This window comes from Aequorivita soesokkakensis, assembly GCF_001641085.1.
Taxonomy (GTDB): Bacteria; Bacteroidota; Bacteroidia; order Flavobacteriales; family Flavobacteriaceae; genus Aequorivita; species Aequorivita soesokkakensis.
In genome coordinates, this window is record NZ_LXIE01000023.1 from 37,136 (window position 1) to 60,200 (window position 23,065).

Consider the following 23,065-nt stretch of genomic DNA (forward strand, 5'->3'; position numbering starts at 1 on the left):
GCTTTCCTAAGGTACTAAATCTTTCCTAATGTAAACACGTCATTCTTTGAGAAGTAGTACTTTTACGCTAATTACAAAAACAACTATGCCAAAACACAAAAGAAAAAAGAAAAACAATAAAATTGAAAATCTTTCCCAAACTATTTTAAACATTCTTCGGAAAGATCATTCACAAGCTTTCAACTACAAACAAATTGCCTCAAAACTACAACTGGACGACCCCAGCAGTAGAAATCAAATAGTAAAAAAACTAAAGGATCTGCAAGGGAAAGGGACGATTCAGGAAATTGAGCGCGGCAAATATATACTTACCCCTTCACAAAATTATTACACCGGAAAAGTAGATATAGCGGGCCGTGGCCAAGGTTATATTATCGTTGAGGATTTAGAGGATGATATTTATGTGAAAAGCAAAAACCTAAACAAAGCCTTAAACGGCGATATTGTTGAAGTGTATGTTTTTAAGCGTAAAAAAGGCGGAAAGACCGAAGGTGAAGTAACAAAGATTATAGAAAGAAAACGAACCGAATTCGTCGGTACCATTCAAGTGCAGGAAAATTTCGCCTTTGTGGACGTTACCGATTATAAAATGTACACAGATATTTTTGTTCCGAAGAATAAAATAAACGGTGCAAAAAATGGTGAAAAAGTATTGGTAGCAATGGAAGATTGGCCAGAAAAAGCTGATTCTCCGTTTGGAAGCGTTATTAAAGTTCTCGGAATGCCCGGCGAACATAATACTGAAATTCACTCCATTTTGGCTCAATACGGACTTCCGTATGAATTTCCACAGGAAGTAGAGGATTTTGCCAATAAAATTGATACTTCAATAAAAGCTTCGGAAATTAAAAAACGCCGCGATATGCGCGATGTTTTGACTTTTACGATAGATCCAAAAGATGCAAAGGATTTTGATGATGCGCTTTCCTTTGAAAAAATGGAGAATGGAAATTACGAAATAGGAATCCATATTGCAGACGTTTCACATTATGTAACTCCAGGAAATGAGTTGGACGATGAAGCTTACGAGCGTGCAACCTCAGTCTATTTGGTAGATAGAGTAGTGCCGATGCTTCCTGAAATTCTTTCAAACAACGCTTGTTCCCTTCGGCCAAATGAAGAAAAATATACTTTTTCTGCAGTTTTTGAAATGAACCAAAAAGCTGAAGTTGTAAAAAAGTGGTTCGGAAGAACGGTAACTTACAGTGATGCCCGTTTCGCGTATGAAGAAGCGCAGCATATTATAGAAACGAATGTCACTTCGAGCGCAGTCGAGAAGTCTTTGAACCTTGAAATTCCTTCAAACATTTCCATTACAGACAAAGAATACACTGTAAAACCTGAAATAGCAGCCGCAATTCTGGAAATGGACCGTTTGGCAAAAACTTTGCGAACAAAACGTATGCGTGCCGGTGCTATTTCTTTCGATAAAGTGGAAGTGAAATTCATTTTAGATGAAAACAGCAATCCGGAAGGAGTTTATTTCAAGGAAAGTAAAGATGCGAACAAACTGATTGAGGAATTTATGCTTTTGGCAAACAGAAGTGTGGCTGAATTTATAGGAAAACAGGAGCCTAAAAAGACGTTTGTCTATCGCGTTCACGACGAACCGGATGATGAAAAGATTGCAGCTTTGGAAAATATAATCAAGCGTTTCGGTTATAAACTGAACACCAAAGACCGCCATTCCACAGCCCAATCAATGAACAAGTTATTAAAAGATGTTCAAGGAAAAAAAGAACAAAATTTGATTGATACGCTTGCCATCAGAAGTATGAGTAAAGCAATGTACACAACGCATAACATTGGCCATTACGGTTTGGCTTTCGATTATTATACACATTTCACTTCACCAATTCGTCGTTATCCCGATGTGATGGTTCACAGACTTCTTCAGCATTATTTGGACGGTGGAAAATCTGCAAAAGAAGAAGAATACGAAGAAAAATGTGGTCACAGTAGCGACATGGAAAATCTTGCAACAAACGCAGAGCGCGATAGCATAAAATATATGCAAGTGAAGTATATGCAGGACCACAAAGACGAAGATTTTTTGGGTGTAATTTCTGGAGTAACCGAATGGGGAATTTATGTGGAAATTATGCAGAATAAATGTGAAGGAATGGTTCGTTTGCAGGATTTAAGCGATGATCGTTACGAATTTGACAGGGAAGAATTTGCAGTAATTGGTCAGCGTACAAAAAATGTTTACCGTCTTGGTGATGAAGTTTATGTGAAAGTGAAGAATGCAGATTTAGTGAAAAAACACCTTGATTTTACTATGCTTGGTCACCGAAAGGATTATAAAAACTAAAAATTTAAACAGATGAAAAATCTAATTTTTATTTCAATACTTTGTGTGTCAGCTATTTCTTTTTCGCAACAAACAACTGAGATTGGTGATTTTAGTGAATTGAAAGTCTACGACCTTATTACAGTAAAACTGGTTCCATCCGATGAAAATAAAGTTGTTGTGGAAGGAGAGAATACTGAATTCGTAAAAACAATAAATGACAACGGCGTATTAAAAATACGGATGGAACTTGAAGAACGTTTTGATGGTAGCGCAACTACAGTTACCGTTTATTTTAAAAACGTTTCAATTCTTGATGCGAATGAAGGTGCTGAAATAAATTCTGAAGAAGAAATAAAAGAAACTTCTTTGGAACTTAAGACACAAGAAGGCGGGAAAATAAATGTTGCGGTCGCCACTGAAAATCTTGATATTAAATCTGTTTCAGGAGGTGTTATAAAAGCTAAAGGAACTACTAAAAAACAGGATATAAGTATTAATTCTGGTGGAGTTTATGAAGCAAAGGATCTAATTTCTTCCGAAGCCTTTGTTAATGTAACTGCCGGTGGGTCTGCAACTATTTTTACTACCGAAAAAGTTGAAGCTAAAGTTACCGCAGGAGGATATATCACTGTTTATGGAAATCCAAAAGATGTAAAGAAAAAGAAACTGGCGGGCGGAAAAATTGAAATAATAGAAGGTAAAAATTAAAATTTTACCGTTATTGGGCAAAAGTAATTTGTATTTTTACCTACTATGTTTGACGGTTTACTCTACGCAGCATTTTACGGATTTTTGTTGGCTTTCGCAGTTGGCCCAGTGTTTTTCACTTTAATTGAAACTGCAATAACCAAAGGAATTAAAGCCGCAATATTTTTTGACCTCGGAGCGCTTTTTGCTGATGTAATATTCATCTTAATAGCTTTTTTCAGTACCAACAGAATTCTCGAAAAAGTAAAACACGATCCTGGCCTGCTCATTTTTGGAGGAGCTATACTTATTGCTTACGGTATTATTTCATACATACGCACCAATAAATCCATTTTCAAAATTGTTCGTGAACATTATGCCGTAAAAGTGAAGAAAAACCTCGGCGGCTTGTTCTTAAAAGGCTTCCTTTTGAATTTTGTAAACTTCGGAGTTTTGGCAGGCTGGATAGGAACTTTAATAATGGCTAATGCGCTAACTACTTCGGACAATGGCGTGCTTCTTTTCATTGCAACCGTTTTGGCGACCTTCTTTCTCACAGATCTTTTAAAAATGCTTTTGGCAAAAAGATTGAAAAATAAAATGACCCCGCGTTTTATTTTCAAAACAAAAAAGTGGGTAAGTATTTTAATTTTAGGGTTCGGTGTTTTGTTACTAATCCAAGGTATTTTTCCAAAAGGAGTAGAAGCACAACTTGATAGAATTCCTGGGCAACAACATTTAGAGGAAAGTCCCATTCCGCCAGTCGATGGCTCTTTAAAAACCCCGCCCAAAGAAAATGAAAATGTTCCAAAAATAATGCCTGTTGAAAAATAAATTAGGAAAAAAAGGGGCGTAATTTCAATTGAATAAAAAAACCTCCAACTAATGTTGAAGGTTTTAAGAGGTATCGAGCGGATTCGAACCGCTGTAGCAGCTTTTGCAGAGCTGAGCCTAGCCACTCGGCCACGATACCCTTTAGGGTTGCAAATGTAAAAAAATTAAACTTAAAATACCTACTTAAAAAACAAATTACCTTTTCTGTTGCAGGGTAACGCTAACTTCGGCAACATCACCACCAATTGGAGGGTTGCGTTTGGCAACGGTGACTTTTACTTCGTCAACCATTTCAATCTTTAATAAAATTGAATCGATAATACGCTTTGCAACGTGTTCCAAAAGCTTGGCGCGCATCGCCATTTCTTCTCTCACAATTTTTTGAAGCATTACATAATCAACGGTATCTGCGAGTTCGTCGGTTTCCGAGGCGTTTTGCAAATCTGCCTTTACAGAAAGGTTCACCAAATAATCGGAACCTATTTGTCCTTCCTCAATCAAACAACCATGAAAAGCGTAAATCTTTATATTTTTTAAACGAATGGTGCCCATAAAAATAATTTTAGCAAATATATGTTAGAATGTCCGGTTGAGCGCAGTCGAAACCTTTTTTTGGAAGATAGCTTTTTCAGTTAATTGGTTACCTTTGCACTTCATAAAAAATATTTATATGAGTAACGAAGCCGCGCCGCTGAATTTTATTGAACACATAATAGAAGAAGATCTCACAAAAGGATATAAAAAAGAGCAATTATGTTTCCGTTTTCCGCCTGAGCCCAACGGCTATCTTCACATTGGCCATGCCTCTTCAATATGTTTGAATTTCGGATTGGGAGAAAGATATAATGCGCCAGTAAATCTTCGTTTTGACGATACGAATCCTGCAAAGGAAGAACAGGAATTTGTGGACGCTATAAAACGTGATATTTCTTGGTTGGGCTATGAATGGGCTACGGAATGCTATGCTTCTGATTATTTTCAGCAGTTGTATGATTGGGCCATTCAAATGGTGAAGGACGGAAAAGCGTATGTAGATTCACAAACTTCGGAAGCCATTGCGGAACAAAAGGGAACGCCGAATTCTCCCGGAAAACCAAGTCCTTTCAGAAATCGTTCCGTTGAGGAAAATTTGGATTTACTCGAAAAGATGAAAAATGGTGAAACCAAAGAAGGTGAGCACGTGCTTCGGGCAAAAATAAATATGGAATCCCCAAATATGTTGATGCGCGACCCGGTTATGTACCGAACCATCAACAAACATCATCACCGTACGGGAACGGATTGGAAAATATTCCCAATGTACGATTGGACCCACGGAGAAAGCGATTATATTGAGCAAGTATCGCATTCCTTCTGTACGCTTGAATTTTTGCCACACAGAGAGCTTTACGATTGGTTTTTGGATCAAGTGTACGATTCCAATAAATTACGCCCTAAACAGCGCGAATTTGCCCGTAGAAATTTAAGTCATACCGTGGTTAGCAAACGAAAACTTGCCCAATTGGTGAGTAGCGGTGTTGTTACAGGCTGGGATGACCCACGGATGCCCACAATTTCTGGTCTGCGCCGAAGAGGTTACACCCCGGAATCGATTAAAAACTTTGCAGACAGCATTGGCGTAGGAAAACGTGAAAATTTAATTGATGTGTCGCATTTGGAATTCAACGTTCGCGAAGATCTCAACAAAAAAGCACCGCGAATTATGGTGGTTTTAGATCCTGTGAAATTGATAATAGACAATTATCCCGAAGGAAAAACGGAAATGCTCGAGGCTGAAAATAACCAAGAAGACGAAAGCGCTGGTAACCGGGAAGTTCCTTTTTCAAAAGAACTTTATATTGAAAAAGAAGATTTTCTTGAATCTGCAAACAACAAATTTTTCAGATTGACTCTTGGGAAGGAAGTTCGTTTAAAAAACGCTTACATCATTAAAGGTGAAAGCGTAGTAAAGGATTCTGAAGAAAATATTACTGAAATCCATTGCACGTATGATCCTGACAGCAAAAGCGGAAGCGGTTCTGAAGCATCTTTACGAAAAGTAAAAGGAACGCTTCATTGGGTTTCCGCAAAGCACGCGTTGCCTGTTGAGGTTCGTCTTTATGACCGTCTTTTCACCGAGGCCTCGCCCGATACCAATAAAGAAAAGGATTTTATGGAGTTTATAAATCCAAATTCTTTGGAAGTAATAACAGCTTATGCCGAACCAAGTGTAAATAATGTAAAAGCGGAAGATAAGTTCCAGTTTCAACGATTGGGTTATTTTGTGGTTGATAGGGATTCGACTTCGGAAAAATTGATTTTTAACCGAACCGTTCCTTTGCGGGATTCTTGGGCCAAATTAGCAGAATAATTAACGTTTTAATTAAAATATAATCTCTTTTTTAAGAGAATTTGGCTAAAATATCTTCTTTTTAAGACAAATTTATAGATTGAAAATTAACTATTAACCGGTTGTTAACAGCAAACGGAAATGCCGTTTCCTATCTTTGATATTATTAACAAATAAAACAAAAAAACAATGGCATCAAATACAGGTCAAACACTTATCGCATTATTAACCGGAGCCGCTATTGGAGCGGGATTGGGAATACTTTATGCGCCAGACAAAGGTTCAAAAACTAGAGATAAACTTAGCAAAGAAGCTAAGAAAGCCCAAAAAAAATTAAACAAGCAAATTCAGGAAACTAGCCATACGCTAAGTGAAAAAGCGCAGCAAGCTAAATATAGTTTTGAGCAAAAATTGAATGATACTTTGTCTTCTGCAAGTTATAAAGCTGATGATATTTTAGTAGCTATGGAAGATAAATTGGAAGCTTTAAGAAGACAAAACGCCAAGCTTCAAATTGATTCAAAAGTTGACAAAGCAAAAGCGACAGCCAAAAAAGTAACAGCATAATATGGCATTTAAAGGTCTAACAGACAGCCTGCATAAGGTAACAGACAGAATAGAAGATTATGGTTTGAGCATGGCGGAGTATTACAAACTTCGCCTGTTTAAATCTGTAATGAAAGGGGGCATTTCCCTTGTAAATCTTTTGGTTTACGGCAGTCTGTTTCTTTTTGTTCTGCTTTTTCTATCTCTTGGCGCAGCATTTTGGCTGGCTACTTTTTTTGAAAACGTTTACGCTGGCTTTTTGTTGATTGGTGCTTTCTATGGAATTATTTTAATCTTCATGTTTATCTTCGGAAGAAAAATTATAGAGCGAAAAATGCTTCATAAATTCTCTGGAGTATTATATGATGAAGACGATTTGGATCCAAAAGCTTTAGCCGAAGAAGAGATAGTAGAATATCAAAAAACCCTTGAAGATGAGGCTATCCGAAAAGCAGATATTTCAAAATAACATTTATGAAGCGATACACTACTTTTGACGAAATAGACCGCGATTTAAAATACCTACGTTTAAAATCCCAGATTGATCTTGAAGAGGTGAAATTAGGATTGAACGAAAGCAAACAAACCATAAGCGAGACTTTTTCCCCAATAAATATGATAGCAGGCACAGTGGGAGCGATTATAAAAAAGGCCTTTGTCTTAAAAGTAGTTGATAAATTAATAGGCATAAAACCTGTGAAAAAGAAAGATTACGAAGATGACGAACATCTTTAAAGATTGTTTAAACTTCGATTGATTGAAAAAGAAAGCCCTCCTAAAATTTTAGGAGGGCTTTCTTTTAAATACGTAGAAATTAATAATTCAAATCTTCACCTTCTTCTGCTCTTGGTGGCGCTTGGCGTTTCGGCTTCTTTTTTGGCACAATCCCTTTTTCAATATTTTTCTTTTTCATCTCTTCGCCAATTTGGTTGCTCGCTACAAAGGAAGCAATCATATTGTTAAGCATATCGCTACCGGCCTGTGGTGAATTTGGTAAAAGAATAAGGTTAGTATTGGTTGCCTCACCAATGGATTGCAACGTATCATAATGTTGTGTAACCACAATCAATGCAGAAGCTTCCTGCGAATTGATACCCACATTATTCAAAACATCAACACTTTCTTCCAAACCGCGTGCAATTTCACGACGCTGATCCGCAATACCCTGCCCTTGCAAACGCTTGCTTTCTGCTTCTGCTCTTGCTTTAGCCACAATTTTTATACGTTCTGCTTCAGCTTCAAATTCAGCAGCTACTTTTTCACGTTCCGCAGCGTTTATTCGGTTCATCGCTGCTTTTACCTGTATGTCCGGGTCAATATCTGTAACAAGAGTTTTGATAATATCATAACCATAGGTGCTCATCGCTTCGTTTAATTCTGCTTTTACGGCTATTGCCACGTCATCTTTTCTTTCAAAAACATCATCGAGTTTCATTTTTGGAACTTCGGCACGAACAACGTCGAAAACGTAGGAAGTAACCTGATCGTGCGGGTTTTGAAGCTTATAAAAAGCATCATAAACCTTCTGCTCCAACACTTGAAACTGTACAGAAATTTTCAATCTAACAAAAACGTCATCCTTTGTTTTTGTTTCAACAATTACATCCAACTGTTGGATTTTCAAATTTATACGGCCTGCAATCCTATCTACCAAAGGAATTTTTAACTGCAATCCAGAATGTCTTATACTTTGAAACTTTCCAAAGCGTTCTACTATTGCAGCGGTTTGTTGCTTTACTGTAAAAAATCCTGCCAATAGAATAAAAAAGCCAACAACTAGTAGTGGCACAAAAATAAACCCACCCATAATTTTTAAATATTTATGATTAAACGTTGTGGAAGATACAAAAAATAAAACCTATTTTCACGCCCTCAAAATATCCCCGACTATGAATTTTAAACAGTTAATCTTTGTTTCCTTTTGTCTTTTATTTTTTCAGCAAACTTTTTCACAACGTAACTATAACGACTATAATTTTTTAGGAATTCAGGGTGGAATAACACTTTTCGATATACAAACCGATGATTTGGTGACCCAACAGCAAACAGGTTTTACAGCTGGTTTTACAACCCGTGGCGCTTTCAGAAACGACTTTGACCTTATTTATGGATTAAATTTTCAAAGTTCTTCAGTGGGCGTGGAAGGAAGCAATTTCTTGGGGACAGACACCCAGAATATTAGTTACACAATTCAAGGTGCACAGATTAATTTTTTGGGAAGTTATAATATTGTTGTGAAGCATTTGAGCGTTGAGTTCGGTCCAATTTTCGATGTTAACGGAAAGATGAAACTTGACAATGATAAATATGAAGACTATATTTTATCCGGCTATAGTACTATTACAGCTAAAGATATACAGGAAATTTCCCGATTCAACGTTCGGCTTGCTGGCGGGCTAACTGCGGGCTTGGAACATTTCCGAATTAGCGCGCAGTATCAATATGGTGTTACAAATATGTTGAGTAAATTGAATGACAGAGGCTTAGAAAATAAAGATTTTAAAGGAAATAGTTCCACCATTGTTGTGATGGGCGTGATATACTTTTAACCCATAAAATCTATTGCTTTTTCAATTCGGGAAATGCTTTCCTTTTTTCCTAAAATTGAAAGAATATCAAACACATCGGGACCTTTCATTTCACCAACCAGTGCCAAACGTAGTGGCATCATCACTTTTCCGAAGCCTATATTTTCTGAAGTAATCCAGCCTTTCACTTTTTCCGAAAGGTTTCCTGCTGAAAAGTCTTCCGAAGTATTTAGGATAGAAACCACTATTTGAAGAAATTCCGGTGTTTCGGCTTTAAATGCTTTTTCTGTAGCTTTTGTGTCATATGTTTTTGGTGCTTCAAAAAAGAAACTTCCCTGTTCCCATAGATCAGTTACGAAGGTTGCTCTTTCTTTTAAAAGTGAAACAATTTTTGTCAGGTTGAGCGCAGTCGAAACCTTTTTTGCTTCCAAAAATTCTCCAAACTCTCCTGCAAGTTTCACATCATCAACAGTTTGCAAATACTGATGCTGAAACCATTTAGTTTTTTCGGGATCGAATTTTGCTCCTGCTTTATGAACTCTTTCCAATTCAAAAGCGGAAATCAATTCTTCCAAACTGAAAATTTCCTGCTCCGTTCCGGGGTTCCAGCCTAAAAAGGCGAGCATATTTACAACGGCTTCGGGCAGATAACCATCTTCGCGATAGCCTGAGAAAAGATCTCCTTCAGCAGTTTTCCATTCCAAAGGAAAAACAGGGAAGCCCATTTTATCGCCATCGCGTTTGCTGAGTTTTCCGTTGCCCGTTGGCTTTAAAATTAACGGTAAATGCGCAAATTGTGGTGCATTCCAGCCAAAAGCACGATACAACAAAACGTGAAGCGCCAATGACGGCAACCATTCCTCGCCACGAATAACGTGTGTAATTTTCATTAAATGGTCGTCCACAATATTTGCCAAATGGTAGGTTGGCATTCCATCACTTTTGAATAGAACCTTATCGTCGAGAATGTTGGTTTCCACCTGCATCTCGCCGCGAATAATATCATTTAAATGAAGAGTTTCATCTTCGGGCGTTTTAAAACGAATAACATATTCTTCACCATTGGCTATTTTCTGCTGCGTTTCTTCCTCAGAAAAAACCAACGAATTTTTCAGTTTTAAACGGTTGTGCCAATTGTAAATAAAGGTTTTCCCTTTTGCTTCGTGATCTTTTCTATGTGCGTCAAGTTCTTCAGCGGTATCGAAAGCGTAATATGCATTTCCAGATTCAATCAGCGCATCTGCATATTGTCTGTAAAGCTCTTTTCGTTCGCTTTGGCGGTATGGTCCGCAATTCGCTTCTTTTCTCGGACCTTCATCGTAGGGAATATTCAACCAATTCAAAGCTTCAATAATATATGCCTCGGCGCCTTCCACATAACGGTTTTGGTCGGTATCCTCTATTCGCAGTAGAAAATCGCCGCCGTGTTTTTTTGCGAATAGATAATTAAACAAAGCGGTGCGACCACCACCAATATGTAAAGGCCCTGTTGGGCTAGGGGCAAAACGAACCCGAACTTTTTGAGACATAATCTGCATTCTTTTTATGAATGGGCAAAGTTACAATTTAGAAGCCGCATTTTAAAGTTATTGCACAGAGTGGTTTTTTCTTTTTTTGGAGCAATATTTGCGGCGTGGTCAGCACAAAATAATATTGTATTTTAGAAGTTTTGAATAAAGGGAAAAACAACTATGAGCACTTTTAACATCATCCAGCAAAAACTGGAGGAGTTTATAAAGAAATACTACACCAATGAGCTTATAAAAGGAGCAATCCTTTTTTTCGCCATTGGGCTTCTGTATTTGTTGATAACGCTGCTCGTAGAGTATTTTCTGTGGTTAAATCCATTGGGAAGACGTATTCTTTTTTGGGCTTTTGTTTTTGTTGAATTGGCTTTGTTTATTCGGTTTATTGCCTTTCCGCTTGCGAAACTTTTCAAACTTCAAAAGGGAATTAATTATGAAGAAGCTTCAAAAATAATCGGGAACCATTTTCCTCAGGTAAATGATAAATTGCTGAATGTAATTCAGCTAAACCAAAACCAGCGCGAAAGTGAATTGCTCGCAGCGAGCATTGACCAAAAAGCTACGGAATTGCAACCAATTCCTTTTAAAAGTGCCGTAAATTTTAAAAAGAACGCCAAATATTTAAAATACGCGGCTATTCCGGTTTTGGTGTTTTTACTTTTCAGTGTTTTGGGCGGAATGGATATTTTTTCCAGCAGCTACAAACGTGTGGTCCATTACGACACTGCATTTGAACCGCCCGCGCCCTTTTCTTTTATAGTAATGAACGACGATTTGAATGCGGTTGAAAACAAACCATTCAGCTTAAAAATTAGAACTGAGGGCACGGCAATTCCCGAAAACGCGAGCATCAATTATAATGGTGAAACCTATTATCTGCAGCAGACCGCGCCAGGTTTGTTTGAATATACGTTTCAACAACCTGTAGAATCCATCGATTTCAACTTAAAGGCAAATAAGGTGATTTCTCGGGAATATACGTTGGATGTTGTAAAAACCCCTTCATTGCTCAATTTTGAAATGGTCTTGGATTATCCTTCCTATACAGGAAAAAGAGACGAAACCTTGAAAAGTACAGGAAACGCTACTATTCCAGAAGGAACAAGAGTAAAATGGAACGTTGCGACGAAAAACACAAAAACTGTTACATTAAAAGCCGCGGATACTTCTTTTTCATTTGCTTCAAAAGGCGAAAATTTCAATTTTGAAAAAGGAGTTTATAATAAATTTGATTACGCCATCACAACTTCCAACGAGAAATTGAAGGATTATGAAAACCTTGCATTCACGCTGAATGTGGTGAAAGATCAATTCCCAGAAATTGAAGTGCAGTCAAAACAGGACAGCACAAACACGCAAAGGGTTTTCTTTTTGGGCCAAATCTCGGACGATTATGGACTTACAAAACTTCGATTGGTATATTTTCCCGAAGGTGATGAAAAGCAGGCTAAAACACAGGCTTTGCCATTGAATAAGACCAATTTTGACCAATTTACCTATATGTTTCCCGGAAACCTTCTTTTGGATGAAGGCGTTTCGTATGAATATTATTTTGAGGTTTTTGACAACGATGCAATTCACAATTATAAATCTTCGAAATCGGGAATATATTCCTTCAGAAAATTAACAAAGAATGAATTAGAGGATGAACAACTGCAAAATCAGCAAAATGCTATTAAAGGGTTAGATAAATCGTTGGAAGAATTAAAAGACCGAAAGCAAACTTTGGAAGAACTTTCGCGAACCCAAAAAGAGAAGAACGAGCTTAATTACAACGATAAAAAGAAACTGGAAAACTTCATTCAGCGGCAGCAAAAGCAGGAAGAAATGATGAAGAACTTTTCAAAGGAAATGAAAGAGGAGCTTGAAAACTTCCAGCCTGAAAACACAGAAAAAGATCCTTTTAAGGAAGAACTTGAAAAGCGATTGGATGAAAACGAAGAGCGTTTAAAGGAAAACGAGAAATTGCTTGACGAACTTGAAAAATTACAGGATAAAATTGAAAAGGAAGAGTTGACTGAAAAACTGGAAAAGCTTTCTAAACAAAACAAAAATCAAGAGAAAAATCTTGAGCAATTGCTGGAACTGACCAAGAGATATTACGTAGAAAAGAAAGCTGAAAAGCTGGCTGAGGAATTATTTGAATTAGGCGAGGAACAAGAGGAATTGGCGGACAAACCCGAAAATGAAAATACAAAGGAAGAACAAGAAAAGCTAAATGAAAAGTTTGAAGAATATAAAAAACAAATGGACGATCTCCAAAAGGAAAACGAAGGTTTAAAAAAGCCAATGGATATTCCAGAGGATAAACCAACGGAGCAACAGATTGACGATGAACAAGATAAGGCAACAGATAAATTACAAAAACAAAAAAAGAAAGAGGCTGGGGATAACCAAAAGAAGGCTGGTCAAAAGATGAAGCAGATGAGCAAGAGTATGCAAATGCAAATGCAGTCTGGAAGTATGGAATCTATTGAGGAAGACGTTAAAATGCTAAGACAGATTGTGGATAATCTTGTGGTTTTTTCCTTTCAGCAGGAGGATTTAATGGAGACTTTTAAAAAGATTGAATATGGCAATCCAATTTTTGGAAAGAAATTAAATATTCAAAACGACCTTAAAACGAATTTTGAGCATATAGATGATAGCATATTCGCTTTATCACTTAGGCAACCTTTGATTGGATCTGAAATAAACAATTCACTTACTGAAATTCAGTTTAATATTGATAAGTCTTTAGAACGATTAGCACAAAATGAATCAAGACAAGGTATTGGTAACCAGCAATATACAATTACAGGAGCAAATGATTTAGCCGTTTTGTTGAGTGATATATTAGGAAATATGCAAATGCAAATGTCCATGGCTATGGGTTCTGGATCCGGGAAAGGAAAACCAAGTCCAGGTTCTGGAGGTGGTGAGTTTCAATTACCAGATATTATAGAAAAGCAGGAAGGCCTTGGCGAAAAAATGAAGCAAGGAATGAAGAAGGGAAAAAAAGGTTCCAAAGGAGAGGGCGAAGGCAAAGGCGAGGGAGAAGGCGAAGGAAGTGGTGATGGAAATGGCCAAAATGGTGAAAATGGAAGAGACGGACAAAAGGGAAATGAGAAGGGCGGCGAAAAAGATGGAAATGGAAATAGTGAGGATATAAATGGCGAAATTTTCGAAATATATAAACAGCAACAGGAATTGCGAAATCAACTTCAGGATAGATTAAGCAAGGAAGGCCTAAAAGGAAATGGCGGTAATTTATTAAAGAAAATGGAAGGCATTGAACAGCAGCTTTTAGACAAAGGATTTAATCAGAATACGCTTCAACAAATGCTTAACCTTAAATATGAGTTATTAAAATTAGATAAGGCCGACCTTGAACAAGGACAAGAGAGCAGAAGGGAATCCCGGACTAACAGAAGAGACTTTCAGAACAATTCACGGCTTTCTCCGGAGGATATAAAAAAATACTTCAACACAACCGAGATATTGAACAGAGAGGCTTTACCTTTGCGACAGGATTATAAAAATAAGGTTCAGGAATATTTTAAGGAAAGCAATGATTGAGTTTAATTTTGAAACCGATTTTGAATTAAAAAACCAATCCAAAGTTCAGAAATGGATTGCTGAAACAATAATTTCTGAAGGATATGAATTGGGAGAAATTGTTTACGTTTTTTGTGATGATGATTTTCTTCTTAAATTAAACATAGAGTTTTTAGATCACGACACACTAACAGACATTCTTAGTTTTGATTATGGAGTTGGCAAACAAATAAATGGCGAGATTTATATTTCCATAGAAAGAGTTGCTGAAAACTCCAAAGATTTCAACACCAGATTTGATGATGAATTGCATAGAGTAATGATTCACGGAATACTCCATTTTTGTGGTTATAAAGACAAGAGCGATTCAGAAGAGAAATCTATGCGAAAGAAAGAAGATGAATCTCTTGAAAAATTTGCCCTTCTGCAATAAATGACTAATATATCTTAATTAGTTTATAATAAGTTATTTATTGTAATTTTGCACCCTTAAAATTTTTAAAATAAATAAATGTTCCACGTGGAACAATTAATATAGTTTATGTTTCCAAAAGAATATGATGTAATTGTAGTTGGTGCAGGTCACGCTGGTTCTGAAGCGGCGGCGGCGGCGGCAAACATGGGTTCAAATACCTTATTGGTTACTATGAATTTGCAAACAATTGCACAAATGAGTTGTAATCCAGCGATGGGAGGTATCGCTAAAGGACAAATAGTACGCGAGATTGATGCTATGGGTGGATATAGCGGTATTGTTTCTGACAAGACCGCCATTCAGTTTAAAATGCTCAACAAATCTAAAGGTCCTGCAATGTGGAGCCCTAGAGTGCAGAGCGATAGAATGCGATTTGCTGAAACTTGGAGAATAATGCTGGAACAAACCCCAAATCTGGACTTTTATCAGGAAATGATTTCAGGGATAATTGTTGAAAATGGAAAAATAAGAGGCGTTAAAACTTCGCTTGGATTAGAAATAAAAGGGAAAAGTGTTGTGCTTACAAATGGCACTTTTTTGAATGGCTTAATTCATATTGGTGAAAAGCAATTTGGAGGTGGTCGTGCAGGAGAAAAAGCTTCTACAGGAATTACCCAAGATTTGGTAGAATTAGGGTTTGAATCCGGTAGAATGAAAACCGGAACCCCGCCCCGAGTTGATGGCCGTTCTTTGGACTTTTCAAAAATGATCGAACAACCCGGAGATGAAATACCTGAAAAATTTTCATATTCTGATGAAACAACTCCATTAAAAAATCAAAGATCTTGTCACATGAGCTATACCAGTTTGGAAGTTCATAATATTTTAAGGGAAGGTTTTGATAGGTCGCCAATGTTTAATGGTTCAATCCAAAGTTTGGGTCCGAGATATTGTCCTTCCATTGAAGATAAAATCAATCGATTTGCTGATAAAGACAGACACCAACTTTTTGTAGAGCCCGAAGGGTGGGACACTGTGGAATATTATATTAATGGATTTTCTACTTCCCTTCCTGAAAACATTCAATTTAAAGCTTTGCGACAAGTTGCCGGTTTTGAAAATGTAAAGTTTTTCCGTCCGGGATATGCTATTGAATATGATTATTTTCCGCCAACACAATTGAAGCACACTTTGGAAACTAAATTGGTTTCAGGCTTATATTTTGCTGGACAAATTAATGGTACAACAGGCTATGAAGAAGCAGCTTCACAGGGCTTAATGGCTGGAATTAATGCACATTTAAAAGTTCAAGAAAAAGAAGAATTCATACTTCAACGGAACGAGGCATATATAGGTGTTTTGATTGATGATCTTATTACAAAGGGAACGGAAGAGCCGTATAGAATGTTTACTTCCCGTGCGGAATACAGAACTTTATTACGTCAGGACAATGCAGATTTTAGGTTAACGCCCAAAGCATTTGAAATTGGTTTGGCAAGTGAAAAGCGTATGCGAAAAATGGAGGAGAAGAAAGAAAAGGCAGAAGCTTTTGTTCAATTTTTCAAAGAAACAAGTGTTATTCCGGAAGAGATCAACCCTATTTTTGAAAAACGGGAATCTGCTTTGGTCGATCAAAGCGATAAAATGTTTAAATTCTTTTCGCGTCCTGAAGTTACAATGGAGGATATGAAAACAATTTCTTCGGTAAAAAATTATATTGAGGCTAATGCTTTGGATACTGAAATGATTCAGCAAACTGAAATCCAAGTGAAATATTCTGGGTATATTGAAAAGGAAAAAAATAATGCCGATAAACTAAACAGATTGGAAGGATTAAAAATTCCCGCCTCATTTGACTATTCAAAATTAAAATCCCTTTCCTATGAAGCGCGCGAGAAATTAACAAAAATCAAACCCGCAACCGTCTCACAGGCTTCACGAATTAGCGGAGTTTCTCCAAATGATGTTTCTGTATTGCTAGTCTATATGGGGCGTTAGCTGCATTGTTTCACGTGGAACACTTCTGCTTTGCTCAATGTGGGCACTAAATCCATTTTCACTAAAAATTATAAGTTCGAATTGCAAAACGAAGAAAAAATATATTTATCTACCAAGGATTTCTTGGTTTCTGGTGAATCATTTGAATTAATTTATGATTCAGAATTTGACTTTCTAAAAACCTTTCCACAACCAAATGTGGAAGAACTCTCTAAATATTATGAAAGCCAAGAATACATTTCGCATACCGATGAAAAGCGTGGTTTGTTTTCAAAATTATATCAACTGGTAAAAAAATGGTCTCTTCAAAAAAAAGCTAAACTGATTTTTGATCAAAATAATGGCGTTGGTACTTTGCTCGATATTGGAGCCGGAACTGGCGATTTTTTAAGAATTGCAAAAGAAAAAGGGTGGCAAGTTCAAGGAACGGAGCCAAATAAAAATGCATCAAAATTAGCTTTGGAAAAAGGGATTGAATTAAAACCTTTATTAAATGATTTTGAAGGAAAGCATTTTGATGTTGTTACACTCTGGCATGTTTTAGAGCACATACCAAATTTGGAAGAAACAATTTTAAAATTATCCGCAATGGTAAAACCAAATGGGACTTTAATAATTGCGGTACCAAATTTCAAAAGTTTTGACGCCAACCATTACGGAAAATTTTGGGCAGCTTTTGATGTGCCTCGACACCTTTGGCATTTTTCAAAAGAATCAATTAAAAATCTTTTTGCTGAAAATTTTGAACTTGAAAAAGTTGAACCAATGATTTTTGATTCTTTTTACGTGAGTTTACTTTCTGAGAAATATAAAACAGGAAACAAATTTTCCCTAAAAGCTCTTTGTATAGGTTTAAAATCTAATTTGAAAGCAAAACGTACAAAAGAATATTCTTCACATATTTACTGCTTCAGAAAAGTAAAATAAGCGAATTTTAGCGCGTTTAAGGCGTTTAGCACTAAAAATGAAGCATTGCCCTGGCTGTTTTAAAATTATATGGGAAAACACATTAAAAAGACCATTTTAAAATAGCCTCTTTCTATTTTAATCTATAAACTATAAAAATTGATTATACTAATTCTGGTTTGTGAATTAGTCGAGTTAATTTTATGGAAAGATCCGTAAAAATTATTTTGGCATTTCCATTTCGCTCAATGTGATAGGAAGCATCTTCTAAAGCGGAGTTGATTTCAAAAATATTATTTTGATGGACGAAAGGTGCAAATTTTGGAAGCGAGAAGGATTCATCTTTTGCTTCAAAAAATAAAAGAGTATCTGCGTTGTAATTTTTTAAAAGTGCTTGTCTAAAAACCTCAATACAATAGAAAAGAAATTTTTTTTGCGTTTCTCTTCCCTGCCCGGCAAGTTCATCGCTCCAATCCAATAAATTGTTTATTGCAGCTTTATTCCCTTTTGCCCTAAAAGCAGTTCGCACCCAACTGATAAACCATTTTTCAAAAATTTCATCTTCCCCGGTTTCTTCTAATAATTGAAGGGCTTTGTTATAATCACCTCGCGATCTTCTTGCGGTTTTAAAAGCTAAGGATTCTTTTATTTGATGGTTTTTAACCAAATTATCAGCAATGTCAGTTTCTGAAAGAAGCGGTATTGTCAACTTCTGGCAACGCGAACGGATAGTGGTAATAATTTGTTGTTCTTTTTCAGTCAATAATAGAAGAACGGTTTTATCTGAAGGCTCCTCAATCAATTTAAGGATTTTATTGGCGCATTCGCCGTTCATATTGTCAGCCATCCAAATAATCATCACTTTGTAACCGCCTTCAAATGCTTTGAGGGAAAGCTTTTTCGAAATATTTTCAGCTTCAAATTTGCTAATATTTCCCTGTTTTTTTTCAATGCCAAGACTTTGCAACCATTCAAAAAGGGAAGCATATGGATTGTTCAAAACAAAATTTCGCCATCCTTCGGCATAATTATCCGAAACCGCATTTTTTTTTACATCATCACTCGTGTTTACAGGATAAACGAAGTGCAAATCTGGGTGGATCAATTTTGAAACTTTGTTTTTACACGAAATATAATAAGGGCTTCCTTTTTCATATTGGTTGCACAACAATTCGGAAGCATAGGCAATTGCCAACGGTAATAAACCACTTCCATTAACACCAGAAAACAGCTGAGCGTGCGGAACACGGCCGTTTTCAATAGATTTTAAAAGATGTGATTTTATATGTTGGTGCCCAATTATTTCTGAAAAATCCATTCGCAAATCTACACATTTTTGCTATTTATTCTCTTTGGAAAATTAAACACCTTAATTGGTTTTTGAATAATGAAGGAATACGGTATTAAAAACCAAAAAAGCTATATTTGTCGGATAAAATTATTGTAGATGAAAACCGTAAACGATATAGATTTTAAAGAGAAAAAAGCATTGATTCGCGTAGATTTCAATGTTCCGCTTGATGATAATTTTAATGTAACTGACGACACCCGAATCCGTGCAGCCAAGCCAACTATTTTAAAAATTTTGGAAGACGGTGGCAGCTGTATTTTAATGTCTCACCTTGGAAGGCCTAAAAATAGGGAAGATGAATTTTCTTTGCGGCATATCATTAAATCGTTATCTGATGTTCTTGGGATGCAGGTGAAATTTGTGGATGACTGTATTGGGCCAAAGGTTGCTGAAGCTGTTTCAAACTTAAAGTCAGGTGAAATTCTTTTATTAGAAAATCTACGTTATTACGAAGAGGAAACAAAAGGGGATCGTGATTTTGCTGAGAAATTGTCAAAATTTGGAGATGTTTATGTGAATGACGCCTTTGGTACCGCACACCGTGCACATGCTTCCACTGCCATTATTGCAGACTTTTTTCCTGAGGATAAATGTTTCGGGTTATTGCTCGCTTCCGAAGTGGAAAGCGTTAAAAAAGTTTTGGAAACTAGCGAGAAACCTGTGACGGCAATTATTGGCGGCGCAAAAGTTTCTTCAAAAATTACCATTATAGAGAACATTCTCGACAAAATTGATCACTTGATTATTGGCGGAGGAATGGCTTTCACATTTATAAAAGCGCAAGACGGAAAAATAGGAAGTTCCCTGGTTGAAGACGATAAACAGGAATTGGCGCTAGAAATATTGAAAGAAGCAAAAAAGAAAAACGTTTCGGTCCATTTGCCTGTTGATGCAGTGATTGCCGATAGTTTTTCAGAAACTGCAAACACTCAGGTTTCAGCGGTAAATACAATTCCCGATGGCTGGATGGGGCTTGATGTAGGTCCTGAAACAAACAAGATTTTTGAAGAGGTTTTAGCCGCATCAAAGACTATTTTGTGGAATGGGCCCGTGGGCGTTTTTGAAATGGACAAGTTTGCTGAAGGCACCAAAACTTTGGGGCAAAATATTGCCAAAGCAACCCAAAACGGAGCATTTTCGTTAGTAGGCGGTGGTGATTCCGTAGCAGCGGTTCATAAATTTAACCTCACAAATAAAGTAAGTTACGTTTCCACAGGTGGCGGAGCAATGTTGGAAATGCTTGAGGGAAAAACGCTGCCCGGCATCCAAGCCTTGTTGAAATAATGTTAAATATCAGTAACATAAGCCTTTGAGGTAAAAATTTGCGTATTTTCGCGAAATCTTTATTTTTGATAAAATTTTTTATTTAAAAAGACGTTTGAGTTTTTAGGAAATTTAACTGTCGTCCCTCTATAATTAAAGTATTAATCAGGCGAATTTGCCCTAATCCCCAAATTGCAATAAACAAACTGATGAAACTAAACAAAATCCTCCCCCTTGCACTGTTGTTGGTCTTCAGTATGGGTTTTGCCCAACAAGGCAAAAAGAATAGCAAAAAACTTAACACCAAAAAGGTACAGGTTGTTGACTCCATAAAAGTTTCAAAAATTGCCGAAGAACTGCCCTCTACAGTTATTGCCACTTCTATAAAAGATACTACCATATTTGATTTAAAAGACATGGCCTTGGCCAGAAAAAAGGACAGTCTTTGGTTAAAGGAATTATACAAGTCTGATCTATTTGAAGATATCTATAGCAGTGTAGCAAACCAAGAATATGAAGCTGTTGATTATGATGAACTTCCAACCGAAGTTTTAAAACAGCGTCTTAAAGAACTGGATGCCCGCACCCCTTTTAAAGTTGAATATAATCCATCTTTGGAGAGCGTAATTAAACAATATCTTAAAAACAGAAGAGGTACATTAGAGCGTTTGATGGGCTTGAGCGAATATTATTTCCCAATGTTTGAACAGGAGCTTGACAAAAACAATCTTCCTCTGGAATTAAAATATTTAGCAGTAATTGAATCGGCATTGAATCCACGTGCGCAATCAAGGGTTGGCGCTACTGGACTTTGGCAATTTATGTATCCAACCGGAAAAATGTTCGGTTTGGATGTAAGCTCTTATGTTGATGAACGGTCTGATCCAATTATGGCTACTGAAGCAGCCTGTAAATACCTAAAAAGCTTAAATAATAGTTTTAATGATTGGGATTTGGCGCTTGCAGCCTATAATTCCGGTCCCGGAAATGTTTCAAAAGCTATCCGTCGTTCAGGTGGAAAAACAAATTATTGGAACCTTCGGGATTATCTTCCACGTGAAACCGCAGGCTATGTTCCTGCATTTTTGGCGACCATGTACATTTTTGAATATGCCCAGGAACACGGTTTTAAAAAGCAAGGTCCAAGAATACCATATGTTGCCACAGACACAATTAGAGTGAAGCAGCAAATCACTTTGGATCAAATAGCAAAACTTACCAATTTGGATAAAGAAGAGCTTGAATTTTTAAATCCATCATACAAGCTTGGGATTATTCCTGTAATAAAGGATGAAAACTATATGTTGCGTCTTCCACTTACAGCCGTTGGGGCTTTTGTTAACAATGAAGAAGCTATCTATACCTTTGCGCAAGAAGAACGGCAAGAAGCTGAAAAGCCTGCACCCGAATTATTTGAACAGCCTGAAAAAATTCGCTATCGAGTTAAAAGAGGTGATTATTTGGGAAGAATTGCAGATAGATACGGCGTGGGTGTTAGCCAAATAAAGAATTGGAACGGTATGCGAAGCAATACGGTGAAGGTGGGCCAAAACTTGATTATTTATCCCAAAAAGAGTTCTCAGGATATTGCCAGTAATAAACCCGTTGCACAAAACAATTCATCAAATTCTTCTGAAAAAACTTATACAGTGCGTAATGGGGATTCATTATGGAGTATTTCACAAAAATTTCCTGGTGTTTCAGTGCAGAATATCAAAAATTGGAACGATATTAGTGGTAGTAACATAAAGCCTGGAACTAAACTAAAAATATACAAAGGATAGTTCCCAAAAAACATCCTTTTTAATGAGACTATTTAATATTGTATTGTTTTCGATTTTCATTGCTTTCACTTCCTGCAATGAAGGCGGACAAAAAGACAAATCATTACTCCCGGAATCTGTAGGAAATATTAATGTCCTTCAAATAGTAACCCCCAATGATTTATGGACAGGCATAGTGGGCGAAGCAATCCGAAACAATTTTGCAGCTCCCACAGACGGTCTTCCTCAGGACGAACCTTTGTATTCCATGAACCAGATGCCCCCCGAGCAATTTACTGGTTTTGCGAGAAGCAATCGACTTTTTCTATATGTTGTACTTAGCGACGAAGATAAAGCCACCATTGCCACAAACGAATATGCCAAACCACAGGTTGGAGGCGTTATAAAAGCAACTTCCGAAGAAAAACTGGTTGAGCTTATCAATAAAAATTCTGCTAAAATAATTGAAGCTTTCCACGCTTCCGAAATAAAGGAAAGACAGCGCAGAACTTCAATTTCATTAATGAAAATTGATTCTCTGAAAAATGTTATGGGGGTGAGTTTAAAAATTCCAAGTGCATACAGAATCGCAAAAGCTACAGACAGTTTTTTCTGGCTGCGGAAAGACTTAAAGGACGGCACCACCAATATTCTTGTATATCAAGTGCCCTTAACAATGATTCAAAATGATAGTACCGCTGTTGGCGATATTATAAAAATTAGAGACTCCATCGGCAGTAGGTTATTACCCGTAGAAGACGAGGGACAGTTTATTACTGAGGATGCTTATGCACCATATCTTTTTAAGACCAAGATTGATGGAAAATTTGCCTATGAAACCAAAGGTACATGGGAAGTAAAGGATGCTTGGATGGGCGGTCCTTTTGTTAATTATGCAATTAGGGATGAAAAAAACAATCGCTATTTAATATTGGAAGGATTTACGTATGCTCCCTCTGCTTCCAAAAGAAACCTTCAGTTTGAGTTGGAATCTATCATAGCTTCGGCTAAAATAGAATAGACCATTTAAAAACATAATAAAAAAAGACCCTTTCAAATTTGACTGAAAGGGTCTTTTTTTTAAAT

At 36.8% G+C, this 23,065-nt stretch carries 19 protein-coding genes and 1 tRNA gene; 15 read left to right on the forward strand and 5 right to left on the reverse strand.

Annotated elements, in window-relative coordinates; all coding sequences use genetic code 11:
* The first annotated feature begins 85 nt into the window (after positions 1–85).
* The 3 genes from rnr to A7A78_RS08755 are packed head-to-tail and all read left to right on the forward strand — an operon-like array spanning position 86 to position 3,817.
* Positions 86–2,314 carry a ribonuclease R gene (rnr, locus tag A7A78_RS08745; protein WP_068762079.1) on the forward strand — a complete coding sequence of 743 codons (2,229 nt, stop codon included), beginning with the start codon at positions 86–88 and terminating at the stop codon, positions 2,312–2,314.
* 12 nt (positions 2,315–2,326) lie between these two features.
* Positions 2,327–3,004 (forward strand): head GIN domain-containing protein, encoded by a 678-nt coding sequence (locus A7A78_RS08750; RefSeq protein WP_068762080.1) that lies wholly within the window; start codon positions 2,327–2,329, stop codon positions 3,002–3,004.
* A 45-nt stretch (positions 3,005–3,049) separates the two neighbouring features.
* Entirely contained in the window at positions 3,050–3,817 is a 768-nt protein-coding gene (locus A7A78_RS08755) for a LysE family translocator (protein WP_068762081.1), read from the forward strand.
* Positions 3,818–3,885: 68 nt separating this feature from the next.
* Here the strand turns inward: A7A78_RS08755 and A7A78_RS08760 are convergent.
* Positions 3,886–3,956: transfer RNA gene (locus A7A78_RS08760), tRNA-Cys, on the reverse strand.
* 56 nt (positions 3,957–4,012) lie between these two features.
* Positions 4,013–4,369, reverse strand: a complete 357-nt coding sequence (gene folB, locus A7A78_RS08765; RefSeq protein ID WP_068762082.1) for a dihydroneopterin aldolase — start codon at positions 4,367–4,369, stop codon at positions 4,013–4,015.
* Positions 4,370–4,487: 118 nt separating this feature from the next.
* Between folB and A7A78_RS08770 the strand changes: the two genes are divergently transcribed.
* From A7A78_RS08770 to A7A78_RS08785, 4 genes are all read left to right on the forward strand, one after another.
* On the forward strand, positions 4,488–6,167 hold the full coding sequence (locus tag A7A78_RS08770) for a glutamine--tRNA ligase/YqeY domain fusion protein (protein WP_068762083.1): 1,680 nt from the start codon (positions 4,488–4,490) through the stop codon (positions 6,165–6,167).
* 168 nt (positions 6,168–6,335) lie between these two features.
* Positions 6,336–6,713, forward strand: coding sequence for a YtxH domain-containing protein (locus A7A78_RS08775; protein ID WP_068762084.1), 378 nt, complete (start codon positions 6,336–6,338; stop codon positions 6,711–6,713).
* Position 6,714: 1 nt separating this feature from the next.
* Positions 6,715–7,161 (forward strand): phage holin family protein, encoded by a 447-nt coding sequence (locus A7A78_RS08780; RefSeq protein WP_117624755.1) that lies wholly within the window; start codon positions 6,715–6,717, stop codon positions 7,159–7,161.
* Positions 7,162–7,166: 5 nt separating this feature from the next.
* Positions 7,167–7,427 (forward strand): hypothetical protein, encoded by a 261-nt coding sequence (locus tag A7A78_RS08785; protein ID WP_068762086.1) that lies wholly within the window; start codon positions 7,167–7,169, stop codon positions 7,425–7,427.
* Between the two features lie 79 nt (positions 7,428–7,506).
* On the opposite strand, the gene A7A78_RS08790 is transcribed toward A7A78_RS08785, so the two are convergent.
* Positions 7,507–8,499 (reverse strand): SPFH domain-containing protein, encoded by a 993-nt coding sequence (locus A7A78_RS08790; RefSeq protein WP_068762087.1) that lies wholly within the window; start codon positions 8,497–8,499, stop codon positions 7,507–7,509.
* A gap of 82 nt (positions 8,500–8,581) precedes the next feature.
* Here A7A78_RS08790 and A7A78_RS08795 point away from each other — a divergent pair, with 82 nt between their 5' ends.
* The gene (locus tag A7A78_RS08795; protein WP_068762273.1) at positions 8,582–9,241 is read left to right on the forward strand and encodes an outer membrane beta-barrel protein; all 660 of its coding nucleotides are present in this window, start codon (positions 8,582–8,584) and stop codon (positions 9,239–9,241) included.
* Here the strand turns inward: A7A78_RS08795 and gltX are convergent.
* Positions 9,238–10,749, reverse strand: a complete 1,512-nt coding sequence (gene gltX / locus A7A78_RS08800) for a glutamate--tRNA ligase (protein WP_068762088.1) — start codon at positions 10,747–10,749, stop codon at positions 9,238–9,240. The two genes, A7A78_RS08795 and gltX, sit on opposite strands and share 4 nt — an antisense overlap.
* Positions 10,750–10,911: 162 nt before the next feature.
* On the opposite strand from gltX, the gene A7A78_RS08805 reads away from it, so the two are divergent.
* The 4 genes from A7A78_RS08805 to A7A78_RS08820 all read left to right on the forward strand — a co-directional run bounded on the left by A7A78_RS08805 (position 10,912) and on the right by A7A78_RS08820 (position 17,623).
* Positions 10,912–14,304 (forward strand): DUF4175 family protein, encoded by a 3,393-nt coding sequence (locus tag A7A78_RS08805; protein ID WP_068762089.1) that lies wholly within the window; start codon positions 10,912–10,914, stop codon positions 14,302–14,304.
* The gene (gene ybeY / locus A7A78_RS08810) at positions 14,297–14,716 is read left to right on the forward strand and encodes an rRNA maturation RNase YbeY (protein ID WP_068762090.1); all 420 of its coding nucleotides are present in this window, start codon (positions 14,297–14,299) and stop codon (positions 14,714–14,716) included. The genes A7A78_RS08805 and ybeY overlap by 8 nt, the downstream gene beginning before the upstream one ends.
* Before the next feature lie 108 nt (positions 14,717–14,824).
* The gene (mnmG, locus tag A7A78_RS08815; RefSeq protein WP_068762091.1) at positions 14,825–16,696 is read left to right on the forward strand and encodes a tRNA uridine-5-carboxymethylaminomethyl(34) synthesis enzyme MnmG; all 1,872 of its coding nucleotides are present in this window, start codon (positions 14,825–14,827) and stop codon (positions 16,694–16,696) included.
* An 81-nt stretch (positions 16,697–16,777) separates the two neighbouring features.
* Positions 16,778–17,623 (forward strand): class I SAM-dependent methyltransferase, encoded by an 846-nt coding sequence (locus tag A7A78_RS08820; protein ID WP_094746097.1) that lies wholly within the window; start codon positions 16,778–16,780, stop codon positions 17,621–17,623.
* 142 nt (positions 17,624–17,765) lie between these two features.
* Here A7A78_RS08820 and A7A78_RS08825 read toward each other — a convergent pair whose 3' ends face one another.
* Complete coding sequence (locus A7A78_RS08825) at positions 17,766–18,920, reverse strand: DNA polymerase III subunit (protein ID WP_068762092.1); 1,155 nt, start codon at positions 18,918–18,920, stop codon at positions 17,766–17,768.
* Positions 18,921–19,049: 129 nt separating this feature from the next.
* On the opposite strand from A7A78_RS08825, the gene A7A78_RS08830 reads away from it, so the two are divergent.
* From A7A78_RS08830 to A7A78_RS08840, 3 genes are all read left to right on the forward strand, one after another.
* The gene (locus tag A7A78_RS08830; protein ID WP_068762093.1) at positions 19,050–20,237 is read left to right on the forward strand and encodes a phosphoglycerate kinase; all 1,188 of its coding nucleotides are present in this window, start codon (positions 19,050–19,052) and stop codon (positions 20,235–20,237) included.
* Between the two features lie 188 nt (positions 20,238–20,425).
* Positions 20,426–22,000 (forward strand): lytic transglycosylase domain-containing protein, encoded by a 1,575-nt coding sequence (locus A7A78_RS08835; protein WP_068762094.1) that lies wholly within the window; start codon positions 20,426–20,428, stop codon positions 21,998–22,000.
* Between the two features lie 22 nt (positions 22,001–22,022).
* Positions 22,023–23,000 carry a DUF4837 family protein gene (locus tag A7A78_RS08840; RefSeq protein WP_068762095.1) on the forward strand — a complete coding sequence of 326 codons (978 nt, stop codon included), beginning with the start codon at positions 22,023–22,025 and terminating at the stop codon, positions 22,998–23,000.
* The last annotated feature ends 65 nt before the right edge of the window (positions 23,001–23,065 follow it).